This window comes from Sphingomonas kaistensis (assembly GCF_011927725.1).
Lineage (GTDB): Bacteria > Pseudomonadota > Alphaproteobacteria > Sphingomonadales > Sphingomonadaceae > Sphingomicrobium > Sphingomicrobium kaistense.
In genome coordinates this window covers 29,814-42,118 of sequence record NZ_JAATJC010000001.1, presented here as the reverse complement: position 1 = coordinate 42,118, position 12,305 = coordinate 29,814, and the positions used below count along the sequence as shown (strand labels likewise).

The 12,305-nt window shown below is 66.5% G+C and carries 11 protein-coding genes; 7 read left to right on the top strand and 4 right to left on the bottom strand.

Annotated elements, in window-relative coordinates:
- The first annotated feature begins 39 nt into the window (after window positions 1-39).
- From GGQ97_RS00250 to dgoD, 3 genes are read left to right on the top strand one after another with little or no spacing between them, the layout of a single operon-like run.
- On the top strand, window positions 40-906 hold the full coding sequence (locus GGQ97_RS00250; RefSeq protein WP_168067104.1) for an SMP-30/gluconolactonase/LRE family protein: 867 nt from the start codon (window positions 40-42) through the stop codon (window positions 904-906).
- Window positions 907-964: 58 nt separating this feature from the next.
- Window positions 965-2,272, top strand: coding sequence for a family 1 glycosylhydrolase (locus GGQ97_RS00245; protein WP_168067103.1), 1,308 nt, complete (start codon window positions 965-967; stop codon window positions 2,270-2,272).
- Window positions 2,269-3,426: a galactonate dehydratase gene (gene dgoD / locus GGQ97_RS00240; protein ID WP_168067102.1), complete on the top strand. Its 1,158-nt coding sequence runs from the start codon at window positions 2,269-2,271 to the stop codon at window positions 3,424-3,426. Before GGQ97_RS00245 ends, dgoD begins: the two co-directional genes overlap by 4 nt.
- A 39-nt stretch (window positions 3,427-3,465) precedes the next feature.
- On the opposite strand, the gene GGQ97_RS00235 is transcribed toward dgoD, so the two are convergent.
- Window positions 3,466-3,777, bottom strand: coding sequence for a hypothetical protein (locus tag GGQ97_RS00235; protein ID WP_168067101.1), 312 nt, complete (start codon window positions 3,775-3,777; stop codon window positions 3,466-3,468).
- Window positions 3,778-3,901: 124 nt separating this feature from the next.
- Between GGQ97_RS00235 and GGQ97_RS00230 the strand changes: the two genes are divergently transcribed.
- Genes GGQ97_RS00230 through GGQ97_RS14485 form a run of 3 tightly spaced genes read left to right on the top strand, consistent with a single transcriptional unit; the run spans window position 3,902 to window position 6,368 of the window.
- Complete coding sequence (locus tag GGQ97_RS00230) at window positions 3,902-4,789, top strand: aldose 1-epimerase (RefSeq protein WP_168067100.1); 888 nt, start codon at window positions 3,902-3,904, stop codon at window positions 4,787-4,789.
- Window positions 4,790-5,575: a ZIP family metal transporter gene (locus tag GGQ97_RS00225; protein WP_168067099.1), complete on the top strand. Its 786-nt coding sequence runs from the start codon at window positions 4,790-4,792 to the stop codon at window positions 5,573-5,575.
- 37 nt (window positions 5,576-5,612) lie between these two features.
- Window positions 5,613-6,368 (top strand): TonB family protein, encoded by a 756-nt coding sequence (locus tag GGQ97_RS14485; protein WP_168067098.1) that lies wholly within the window; start codon window positions 5,613-5,615, stop codon window positions 6,366-6,368.
- On the opposite strand, the gene GGQ97_RS14480 is transcribed toward GGQ97_RS14485, so the two are convergent.
- Both GGQ97_RS14480 and GGQ97_RS00210 read right to left on the bottom strand, forming a co-directional pair.
- Entirely contained in the window at window positions 6,365-7,168 is an 804-nt protein-coding gene (locus tag GGQ97_RS14480) for an energy transducer TonB (RefSeq protein ID WP_168067097.1), read from the bottom strand. The genes GGQ97_RS14485 and GGQ97_RS14480 overlap by 4 nt on opposite strands.
- Window positions 7,169-7,180: 12 nt before the next feature.
- Window positions 7,181-8,323 (bottom strand): potassium channel family protein, encoded by a 1,143-nt coding sequence (locus tag GGQ97_RS00210; RefSeq protein WP_342448408.1) that lies wholly within the window; start codon window positions 8,321-8,323, stop codon window positions 7,181-7,183.
- Window positions 8,324-8,576: 253 nt separating this feature from the next.
- Between GGQ97_RS00210 and GGQ97_RS00205 the strand changes: the two genes are divergently transcribed.
- On the top strand, window positions 8,577-10,310 hold the full coding sequence (locus GGQ97_RS00205) for a glucosamine inositolphosphorylceramide transferase family protein (protein ID WP_168067096.1): 1,734 nt from the start codon (window positions 8,577-8,579) through the stop codon (window positions 10,308-10,310).
- An 8-nt stretch (window positions 10,311-10,318) separates the two neighbouring features.
- Here the strand turns inward: GGQ97_RS00205 and parE are convergent, their stop codons facing one another.
- Window positions 10,319-12,301, bottom strand: coding sequence for a DNA topoisomerase IV subunit B (parE, locus tag GGQ97_RS00200; RefSeq protein WP_168067095.1), 1,983 nt, complete (start codon window positions 12,299-12,301; stop codon window positions 10,319-10,321).
- Between the last annotated feature and the right edge of the window lie 4 nt (window positions 12,302-12,305).

The window sequence follows — 12,305 nt, the reverse complement described above, 5'->3', positions numbered from 1 at the left end:
CTACCCAAAGGCGTCAGGCGCGTTATTTTGGAAGGTGCAATGGAAGTCACCTGCATAGCCGATGTGAAAGCGTTGCTGGGCGAGGGCCCGCATTGGGACGCCGAGACCGGGCTGCTTTCCTTTGTCGACATCAAGGGGCGGCGGCTGTTCCTGGTCGAGCCCGACGGCGCCAACCTGCGGGAGATCGCTACCCCATTCCGGATCGGAAGCCTGATCCCGCGGGCGAGCGGCGGCCATATCGCCGGGACCGAGCATGGGATCGCGCACGTCGATCTCGGCCTCGAGCGGTTCGAACTGATGTTCGATCCCGAGGAGGATCGCGAAACCAACCGCTTCAACGACGCCAAGGTCGATCGCAGCGGCCGGCTCTACGCCGGGACCATGGACGACGAGGAAAGGGCCGCGACCGGCGCCTTGTACCGGATCGACAAGAAGCTTGCCTGCACCCGGATCGACGACGGGTTCCGGGTGACCAACGGCCCGGCGTTCAGCCCCGACGGAAAGACCATGTACGTCAACGACAGCGGACGGCAGGTGACCTATCGCTATGACCTGGCGCCCGACGGCACTCCGCTCAACAAGCTGGAGCTTGCCCGCTACGGCGAGGGTGAGGGCTATCCCGACGGGATGACGGTGGATTCCGAAGGGTGCCTGTGGATCGCCTTCTGGGACGGCTGGTGCCTGCGCCGCCTCAGCCCCGGCGGCGAGCGGCTGCAGGAACTGCGCGTTCCGGTGCAGCGGCCGACCAGTTGCGCCTTCGGGGGCCCATCGCTCGACCGTCTTTTCATCACTTCCGCCCGCATCGGGCTCGACGAAGCGGGCCTTGCTTCGCAACCTTATGCCGGCGGGCTGTTTATGACGGTACCCGGCGTCGTCGGCCTGGTGGAGCAGCCGTTCGCGGGCTGACCTCGATCACCGTCAATCGACCTGCCGCAGCTGCCAGGAGGCAATAATCGCCAATTTCATGTTTGCCACGGGGATCGAGAACAGCATCCCCACCATCAACGGCGGCAAGACCCGCGTCGACCAGATGGAGGCTTCAGATCATTATCGCCGCTGGCGCGAGGATTTCGATTGCGTCGAGGACATGGGGATCGAATATCTCCGCTTCGGCCCGCCGCTGCACAAGACCTTCCTCGGCCCCGGCAAATATGACTGGGAGTTCGCCGACCTCACCCTGAACGATTTGAAGCGGCGCGAGATCACGCCGATCGTGGACCTCTGCCACTTCGGCGTGCCCGACTGGATCGGCAATTTCCAGAATCCCGATTTCAGCCAGCAATTCGCCAATTACGCCGCCGATTTTGCCGAGCGTTATCCGTGGATCCAGCTCTACACGCCAGTGAACGAGATGTTCATTTGCGCCGCCTTCAGCGCCAAATATGGCTGGTGGAACGAGCAGGAGCGGACCGACCTCAGCTTCGTCACCGCGATCAAGCATATCGTGAAAGCCAATGTGCTGGCGATGGTGGAGATATTGAAGCGGCGGCCGGACGCCATCTTCATTCAGTCGGAATCATCCGAATATTTCCACGCCGACAGCCCGGCCGCGATCGGCCCGGCCGAGGTGCTGAACAGCCGCCGTTTCCTGACGCTCGACCTCAATTACGGGCGCCGGGTCGACAGCGAGATGTACGAATATCTGATGGATAACGGGATGACCCGGGAGGAATATCACTTCTTCCTCGGCAACCGGCTGAAGCAGCACTGTATCCTCGGCAACGATTATTACCGCACCAACGAGCACCGCGTACACGCCGACGGGCGGACCGAAGCGGCGGGCGAGACCTTCGGCTATTGCGAGATCACGCGGCAATATCACAACCGCTACCGCCTCCCTATCATGCATACCGAGACCAACATGCGCGAAGGACCGACGGGGCAGGAAGCGGTGCAGTGGTTGTGGAAGGAATGGGCCAACGTGCTGCGCCTGCGCAATGTGGGCATCCCGACCGTGGGCTTTACCTGGTACAGCCTGACCGACCAGGTCGACTGGGACACCGCACTGCGCGAGAAGAACGGCAACGTGAACCCGCTCGGGCTGTACGACCTCAACCGCAATCTGCGTAACGTCGGCAAGGCCTACAAGCAGCTGATCAAGGACTGGCGCGACGTGCTTCCCGCTTCGTCCGTGTGCCTGGCGGTGCCGATCAAGCCGATCGGCCACGATTGCTGGCCGCCGCGCGATGATTATGCCGGCAAGCAGGTCGAAGCGCAGGACAAGGGCCTGGCGCTCGGCAATCAGTCGCAATCGACCCCGGAGTCCGCATGATGGCGCTTCCCGAGCTCAAGATCGGTCGGATCGAGACCTTCCTCGTGCCGCCGCGCTGGCTGTTCGTGCGGGTGGAGACGGTGGACGGGGCGCACGGCTGGGGCGAGGCGAGCCTCGAGGGCCATGCCGAGGCTGTGAACGGCGCGTTCGAGGCGATCCGCGACCGCTTCCTCGGGCATGACGCGCGGCGGATCGAGGACATCTGGCAGATCGCCTATCGCGGTGGCTTCTATCGCGGCGGCGCGGTCCTGATGAGTGCGCTGTCGGGGCTCGACCAGGCGCTGTGGGACCTCAAGGGCAAGGCGCTCGGCGTGCCGGCGTGGGAGCTGATGGGCGGGCGCGTGCGCGACAGGATCCGTGCCTATGCGTGGATCGGCGGCGACAAGCCGCACGAGATCGACAGCGCCGCCGCGGCGCGGAAGGCGCAGGGGTTCAGTGCGGTCAAGATGAATGCCACCGCCGAGCTCGACTGGATCGGCACGCCGAGGCTGTTCGACGAGGTGATCCGGCGGGTCGAGGCGGCGCAGGCGCAAGGCATGGACGTCGGGCTCGATTTCCACGGGCGGGTCCACCGCCCGATGGCCAAGCAGCTTGCCAAGGTGCTGGAGCCCTTGGGGCTGCTGTTCATCGAGGAGCCGCTGCTGAGCGAGAACCCCGAAGGGCTGGCCGAGATCGCCGGACTGGTCTCGACCCCGATCGCGCTTGGCGAGCGGCTTTATTCACGATGGGACTTCAAGCAGTTCTTCGAGCGCGGCGCGGTGGACATCATCCAGCCCGACCTCAGCCACGCCGGCGGGATTTCGGAATGCCGCCGGATCGCGGCGATGGCCGAAGCCTATGACGTGGCGGTGGCGCCGCACTGCCCGCTTGGACCTCTGGCGCTCGCCGCCTGCCTGCAGCTTGCCGCCAATGCCCCCAATGTCGCGATCCAGGAAATGAGCCTCGGCATCCACTACAACGTCGGGCACGACCTGCTGGAGTTCATCACCGATCCCGAAGTGCTGACCCCGGTCGACGGTTTCCTGCCGATCCCGCAAAAGCCCGGGCTTGGCGTCACCATCGACGAAGACAAGGTGCGTGCGGTGGCCAAGGAAGGCCATCGCTGGCGCAACCCGATCTGGCGCCACGCGGACGGCAGCTTCGCGGAATGGTGAACAGGCGTTCGTCCCGGACGTGACCGGGACGAACGGGGCTCAGGCCGCCCGGCGCTTTGCCGGTGACGCCTGCTCGAACGGCACTTCGTCGAGCTGCGCGGCGATCGCGGCGATCGCTTCGCCAGCGGCGGAGTCGGCGCTGTACTTGGCGTCGGCGGCCTGTTCCTCGGCGGTCAGTTCACGCCAGTAGCTGATCGACAGGCGGCGACCGAACACATCGTCGCCACGCATCTTGAGCTCAGGCTCGGCGATGTCGGGAAGACTGTCACGAATGGCAGTCAATGTCGTGATCAACCGGTCAAGCGACGTGTACTCGCTGACTTCGATATAGTCTTTGACGCGTGTGCGCATGATCGCATCCCTCCCCGGAGCGGGGCTGTTGTTTCGCGCCGTGATTCCAACATCGCAAGCGCTGCGACGACAATTATCCCCAGATCAGTTGCGATGCTCTGAACAAATGGCCAAGAACCGGTTCATGTTGCAGGACGACCACATGCTTGCGCTCCGCGCCGGCGATCTCGAACTGGTGCTGAGCCCGGCGCTTGGTGGGGCGATCCGCGACCTGAGCTGGACGCGTGACGGACGCCGCATTCCCCTCATGCGGGCGAGCCGCGAGGCGGCGGACAGCGTGCTCGACATGGCGAGCTTCCCGCTGGTCCCTTTCGTCAATCGCATTCGCGGCGGGCGGTTCACGTTTCGCGGGCGCGAGGTGGTGCTGAAGCCCAATATGGCGGGCGACATCTCGCCGCTGCACGGGCAGGGCTGGCTTGCGCCCTGGACGGTGAAAGACGCTGGCGAAAATCATGCCGAACTGCATTTCACCCACGAGGCAGGCGAATGGCCGTGGGCCTATGAGGCGGTGCAGGTGGTGACGCTGGACGAACGCGGACTGTCGCTGCGCTTGCAGTGCCGCAACCGCGACAGCGAGCCGATGCCCTGCGGACTTGGCCAGCATCCTTACTTCCCCTGCACCGCCGAAACCCGCATTGCCACCGCGGTCCGCAGCACCTTCGAGATCGACGAGCATGTCCTGCCGACCGGCGAGGTGCCGGCGACCGGGCGCTATGACCTCAGCGACCGGGCGGTCTGCGGGCAGGACCTCGACCACGGGTTCGGCGGCTGGGGAGGACAGGCCGTGATGACCGATCCGGCGTGGCCGGCGCCGCTCCGGCTTTCGAGCCCGGATGCTCGCTTCTTCCAGCTTTATTCACCGAGGGAGGGGGGCATTTTCGTGGCCGAGCCAGTGACCCACGCCAATGCCGCGCTGAACGAGCCCGAGGAGCGCTGGGGCGAGCTTGGGCTGCGGGTGCTCGCGCCGGGCGAAGAAATGCATCTGGACATGCGGCTGGAGCTCGCTTCCTAAGTGGCCGGGGACCTTATCGCCGCAGGTACGCTTGCGAGCTTCCTGGCCGGGCAGGCCACTACGCTTGGGGCGCTCCCGGTCTTCTTCCTCAAGGGGATCAGCCAGCGCACGCAGAACATCTTCCTCGGCTTTGCCGCTGGGATCATGCTGGCGGCGAGCTTCTTCTCGCTGATCATTCCCGGGCTCGAGGCTGCGGGAGATCTGCACGGCGGCAACAAGACGATCGCCGCGCTGATCGTCGCATCGGCGGTCCTGCTCGGTGCCGGCACCCTTCACCTGCTCAACCGCGTGGCGCCGCACGAGCATTTCATCCTTGGGCCGATGAGCGGGGCCGAGCGAAGCAAGCTGGCGCGCATCTGGCTGTTCGTGATCGCCATTTCGCTGCACAACTTCCCCGAAGGACTGGCGGTCGGCGTGAGTTTCGGGAGCCCCGATCATACCGCCGGCTACGCCACCGCGTTCGGGATCGGTCTGCAGAACATTCCGGAGGGCCTGGCAGTAGCGCTCAGCCTGGCGGCGGTGGGCTACGGGCGGATGTTCTCCTTCGTCATCGCGGTGCTGACCGGGCTGATCGAGCCGGTCGGAGGCTTTCTCGGCATCTCGGCGATCTCGCTGTCGAGCGAGTTGCTGCCGTGGGGCCTGGGCTTTGCCGGTGGCGCGATGATCTGGGTGGTGTCGAGCGAGATCATCCCTGAAACGCACCGCGACCACCAGGAAGGCACCGCGACCTTTGCGCTGATGATCGGGCTGGCGGTGATGATGAGCCTCGACTGGATCTACGGTTAACGGAGCAGTCGGACCTGTTCCGCTAGACAGTCGGCCGATGCAGCCTTCTCCCCTCAATAGTCGCGAGCGCATTGGAGCGATCACCCTGGTGATCCTTGTCCACGTCGGGGTGATTGCCGGGCTGCTGACCCTGGGATCCTCGCCGGGGGTCCGTGAGAGCCTGCAGAAGCCGCTCGAGATCTTCGATGTCGTGCTGCCGCCGCCCGAGCCGCCGCCACCGCCGCCGGTGGTGGTCGAGAGCCGTGCCGCGCCGAAGGAGGAAGGGGCCGCAGCGCCGCCGGCTCGGCAGGCCGAGGCCGCGCCGGTCAAGCGGGTCGAGCCGGTGGTCCAGCTTCCGCCGACCCCGCCGCCCGTGATCGCAGCACCGACGCCGGGTGCCGGAGCCGCGCCGACTGCGGGGGCCGCACCGGTCGATGGGCCGGGAAGCGGCGCCGGGGGGCAGGGCAACGGGACCGGGTCCGGAGGCTCGGGAACGGGTCCCGGAGGCGGCGGAAACGGCGGCGAGGGTGCCGGGCCGTCGGTGATCCAGAGCACGACGCTGACCGGTCGGAGCTATCCGCGCGAGGTGCTGCGCGCGTGGCCGCGGGGCGGGCGGGTGTTCATCGCGGTGCGGGTGCAGGTCGATGGCCGGGCCACCGACTGCAAGGTCAACCGGTCGAGCGGCAATCCGATCGTCGACCAGTGGACCTGCCGGCTGGTCGAGGAGCGGGTGCGGTTCCGGCCGGCGGTCGACGGGCAGGGCCGTCCCGAGGTGCGCTGGTACGGCTACATCCAGGCGCCGGTGAACTTCTAGTCGCGGACCTCGACCGGATCGACCCAGCGGTCGGCGCCGGGACGGGGGATCCACTCATTGCTCCCGGGGATCCACGCTTCGACCGGCTGGCCCGCGGTGTTGGTCGCGGGATACCAACGGAGCCGGCGGATGGCCGCGTTGCAGGTGGCGGCATCGAGGCCCGGGAAGCCGCTCGAGCGGGTCACGCGGCAATCGCGGACCCGGCCGTCGGTCGCGACCAAGATGCGGAAGCGTACGAGGCCGCGCGCGCCCTGCGCCTGCACCTGCGGAGGGACATCGCGCCATTCCATCCTGCCGCTGCGATATTCGGGCTCCTGCGCCATCCCGCCCGCACCACCGCCGCCGGTGCCATTGCCGAAGCGTCCGGCGCCGAGGCCGTCGCCTTCACCGCCGCGGCCGGTGCCGGGGCCGTCGACCGGCGCGGCGCCGGGATTGGGGGCGGTGCCGGTGCCGGCGATCGGCGCAGCGGGAAGCGGTGGGGGAACGGGCAGGCGGATCACCGGCGGCGGAGCGACCACGGGGGTCGGGGTGTTCTTCAGCGCCGGCGGGCCGGCGGCGCCTTCGGGATCGGCGGCACGCTCGGTCGGCTTGGGCGCGGGCTCGGGAAGCATCGGGACGGCGGGCGGCTCGGGCTCTGGCCGGTCGGTGATGTCGAGAAGGGTCAGCGGCTCGGCCAGCTTGGCCGGGACGGGGGTGACGCCGAGCCCGGTCAGCAAGGCATAGCCGATCCCGAGGTGGATCAGCGCGGCAAGACCGACGGAACGGGCGCGATCGGCGTTCGAGGCGAGCTGGCGGCGCATCACCGACGGTCCCTAGGCGGGCAAGGCTGAACCCCGACTTGCTCCCTTCGCCGCGCGGGCGTGCTGGCCGGGAGCGCCTTCGCCGAACAGTTCGATGATCCGGTCGCCCTCCTGCAGCGTGCAGGCGCCGGGATCCTCGAAGCTGATCGCCTCCCCGTCGCGGATGATGCGCAGGCCGACGCCGGTGTCGATCTCGGCCAATTGGCGGCCGACTTCTTCCGCCCCGACCATCCGCTCGCGCAGCTGGACCCGGCCGCGCGCCGAGGCGAGGTCGGCGAGATAGTCGGCGACGCCCGAGCCCTGCGCCGAGCCGGCCATCAGCAGGCCCGAGAAGCTGACCGGGTTGATCACGGTGGTGGCACCGGCGGCGCGGGCCGGAAGCTCGTTGTCGGAAGCCCGCACCGAGACGGTGATCCTGAGGTCGGGAGCGAGGTGCCGGGCGGTCAGGCAGACCAGGATCGAGGTGTCGTCGCGGCCGGCGGTAACCAGCAGCGCGCGCGCCCGCTCGACATGCACCGCCTGCAGCGTGGCGTCACGGGTGGCGTCTCCCTGCAGCACCATGCAGCCATAATCGTGGGCGTGGGTGAGGGCTTCCTCGTCGCAGTCGATCACCACCAAAGAGGACGGCTCGCTGCCGCGGGCGACCAGTTCGGCGACCGCTTCGGAGCCGCTGCTGCCGAACCCTGCGACGATGATGTGGTCGGTCAGACCAGCTTGAAGTCGGCGCATCAGATATTTGTCCCACAGGCGTTTGATGAAGAAGCTGTATGCGGTCCCGGCGAGGATCAGCAGGAAGAAGATGCGGATCGGGGTCACCACCAGGGCATCGAACAAGCGCGCCCGTTCGGTGATGGGCACGATGTCGCCGTAGCCGGTCGTGGTGGCGCTGATCATGGTGAAGTAGATGATGTCGGCGAGGCTGATCTTGCCGTCGTACATGTCCTTCAGGCTGTCGCGCTCGATCCAGTGGAAGCCGATGATCAGCGCCAGCAGCAGCGCCATGATCCCGAGCCGGATGGCAAGCTGGGTGCGGATCCCGAACTTCGAGCGGCGGCGCAACTGCAACTGGCTGATCGCCCACGGCACTTGGCGATTGGTCAGCACCCGTGCCGAGGCGTGGGCGAAACGGCTGGGCTGTGGCGAGCGGGCGGACACGGGGGCGAAACGATGTCAGGCGCACTAAGGTCCGGCGCGATCGTGCAGTGATGAATTCAAGGCGATGCGGCGTTGCTGCGCTTCTCAGTAACAAACAAAGATTACCGGTAATCACGGGCGGCCTTACTTCCACTTGTGGGACGAACGTTTAAAGACAGTTGGCGATCATGCTCCCTGCAATTCGCTTCGGGGTCGGTTCGGTAAAAGGGTGCAGGTTCACGTGACATCTCCCGGCATCCCGGAAACCAGTACCTTGGAAAAGGAGATCAGCGAGCAAACGTCGGACAAGGGCGGTCGCCGAGTCCTGCGATTCGGCGTGATGTGCGAAGAGCAAGGTCTTACCGACTGGCAGGCTCGGTGCATCGAAGATCTGCTGAAGGTCGATGGCGTGGAAGTAGCGCTGCTGATCATGCGCGACGGGCAGCCTTCGGCGCCGCCCCCCGCTCCTCCTCGCCGACCCGGCGGCAAGCGCCTTCTGTGGCGGGTCTATCGCCGCTTCATCCTCGACCGGTCGTCGCAGGCGGCGAGGCTGGTGCCGTGGCCAACATGGCAGCAGGACGTCGCCGTGTCGCGGGTTCGCGTCGAGCCGGTGGGACGCTTCGGAGAGCGATTCGCCCCGGAATCAGTCGCCGATATCCGGTCCCACAATCTGGATTTTCTGCTTCGCTTCGGATTCGGGATCTTGAAGGGCGAAGTGCTGGAGGCGGCACGTTACGGTATCTGGTCATTCCATCACGGCGATCCCGCAAGCTACCGCGGAATGCCGCCGGGCTTCTGGGAGATCCATGACGGCAATCCCGTCACCGGAGCGGTGTTGCAGCGGCTGACAGAACGTCTCGACGCCGGGGTTGTCCTCCACGCCGGACATTTCCAGACCCGCCACGCCTCCTATGTGCGAAGCCGTGACGACCTGCTGTTCGGAACGGGCGAGTGGCCAGCCCGTATCTGCAAGGAGATCCTGAGCGGCAACGATGCCGCGCTGCACGCCGACCCCATCAGGGACGAGGGACCCATCAAGTATGAGCCTGGAGACCGGGCGATGCTGACCTTTCTGTGGAGGCAGGCACGGGCATGGGTCGCCAATCAGGTCCGCTTCACCTTCTTCCAGCAGCAATGGACAGTCGGAATTCTCCCGGCGCCCGTGCACGAGGTGGCTCTTGCCCCGCCGGGAGCGGAAGCTCGCCAGGTGCAATGGCTCCCCGAGCCCCGTGGCCGGTTTCTCGCCGATCCGTTCGCGGTGGAAATGGCTGATCGGTCAGGATTGCTGATCCTCGCCGAGGACTTCGACTGGAACCAGAACATTGGACGAGTTTCCGCCGTCCGCATAGCCGGAGGTAAAGCCAGCGAGCCGCGCCTCGCACCGAGCTTGCCTTACCATCTTTCCTACCCCTATCTCGTTCGTCACGCCGACCGCTTGTACTGCATTCCCGAGTCCAGTCAGTCGGGACGCGTCGAACTACACTTGCTCGACGAAGAGGGCCTCGACTGGAACCTCGAGGCGATCCTGATCGAGGGGCGGCATTTGCTGGATTCGACGGTCTTCCAGCATGACGGCAGATGGTGGTTGCTGGCGACCGACGCGGACGATGGAGCCAATCTCAAGCTCCGGGGATGGTTCGCTGATGACCTGCATGGTCCCTGGCAGGAACATGCCCTCAACCCTCTCAAGACCGATGTCCGGTCGGCGCGGCCAGCGGGACGACCGTTCGTCCACGAGGGGGCGCTATACCGCCCGGCACAGGACTGTTCGCGGGTTTACGGCGGCGGGGTCGCGATCAATCGGGTCACCGCGCTGTCCCCCACCAGCTTCGAGGAGGAGACCGTGCGCACGATCCTTCCCGATCCCCGATGGCCCTATCGCGATGGCTTCCACACGATCTGCGGCGAGGGCGAAAGCACGATTATCGATGCTTGCCGCAACGCCTTCAGCTTGCGAGGTGCGGTGAACGAGATCCTTCGAAAAGCACGCTCTTTCGTCCGCCGCTAGCGAGAAGCTCAGGCGTCCAGCTCTTCCCCGCTTATCGCCGCTGCCCGGCTCTGGATGAAGGCGAAGCGGTGTTCGGGGTTCTTGCCCATCAGCCGGTCGACCAGGTCCTTGACCGGCTGGCGGTCCTCATATTGGCTCGGCAGCGTGACCTTGAGGAGCGAGCGGGTGGCGGGGTCCATCGTCGTCTCCTTCAATTGGTTGGGGTTCATCTCCCCCAGGCCCTTGAAGCGGCTGACGTCGACTTTCTTGTTCTTGAACTCTGCCTTCTCCAGCTCGGCGCGGTGGGCGTCGTCGCGGGCGTAGAGGGTCTTGGTGCCGGCGGTCAGGCGGTAGAGCGGCGGCTGGGCGAGGAACAGGTGGCCGCGGCGAACCAGGTCGGGCATTTCCTGGAAAAAGAAGGTCATCAGCAGGGTCGCGATGTGGGCGCCGTCGACGTCGGCGTCGGTCATGATGATGATCTTTTCGTAGCGCAGCGCCGCTTCGTCGAACTTGTCGCGGATGCCGCAGCCCAGCGCCAGCTGGAGGTCGGCGACTTCCTGGTTGGCGCGGATCTTGTCGGCGGTGGCTGACGCCACGTTGAGGATCTTGCCGCGGATCGGCAGGATCGCCTGCGTCTTGCGGTTGCGGGCCTGCTTGGCCGAGCCGCCGGCGCTGTCGCCTTCGACGATGAACAATTCGGTGCCTGCGGGCTCATCGGACGAGCAGTCGGTGAGCTTGCCCGGCAGGCGGAGCTTGCGGGCGGAGGTGGCGGTCTTGCGCTTCACCTCGCGCTCGGCGCGGCGCTTGAGGCGTTCCTCCATCCGCTCGACGATCGAGCCCAAGAGCGCGCGGCCGCGGTCCATGTTGTCGGTCAGGAAATGGTCGACATGGTCGCGCATCGCGGCTTCGACGAAGCGGGCGGCTTCGAGGGAGGTCAGGCGGTCCTTGGTCTGCGATTGGAAGTGCGGATTGCGGATGAAGACGGAGAGATAGCATTCGCAACTCTGCATGACGTCGTCGGCGGTGATGTCCTTGGCGCGCTTGTTGCCGACAAGGTCGCCGAAGGCGCGGACGCCCTTGGTCAGCGCGGCGCGCAGGCCCGCTTCGTGGGTGCCGCCGTCGGGGGTGGGGATGGTGTTGCAATAATAAGAGGTGAAGCCGTCGCTCCACAGCGGCCAGGCGACCGCCCATTCGCAGCGGCCTTGGCCGTCGGGGAAGTCGGCGGCGCCGGCAAAGGGCTGGGCGGTGACGCATTCGCGGCCTTCGAGCTGCTCGGCGAGCGCATCGCCGAGGCCGTTGGCGAACTGCAGGACGGCGCTCTCGGGGACCTTGTCGGAGGCGAGCGAGGGGTCGCACTTCCAGCGAATCTCGACCCCGGCGAAGAGATAGGCCTTGGAGCGGGCGAGGCGGAACAGGCGCTCGGGATCGAACGCCAGTTCGCCGAAGATTTCGGGGTCGGGATGAAAGGCGACGGTGGTGCCGCGGCGGTTGGGGGCGGCGCCGACTTCCTCGAGCGGACCGGTGGCGAGGCCCTTGGCGAAGATCTGGCGGTACAGCTTCTTCTCGCGCGCGACCTCGATCACCGTCTCGGTCGAGAGCGCGTTGACGACGCTGATGCCGACGCCGTGGAGGCCGCCGGAGGTCGAGTAGGCCTTGCCCTCGAACTTGCCGCCCGAGTGGAGCGTGGTGAGGATGACCTCGAGCGCCGACTTGCCGGGATATTTGGGGTGCGGGTCGACCGGGATGCCGCGGCCGTTGTCGCTGACGGTCAGGCGATTGCCTGGTTCGAGCGTGATCTCGATGCGCGACGCGTGGCCCGCGACCGCTTCGTCCATGCAATTGTCGATGACCTCGGCGGCGAGGTGATGAAGCGCGCGCTCGTCGGTGCCGCCGATATACATGCCGGGACGGCGGCGTACGGGTTCCAGCCCTTCGAGCACCTCGATCGCGGAGGCGTCGTAGTCGGATGCAGGCGGAAGCGGTGCCCCCCCGGGCCCAAACAGGTCGGTCATGGTG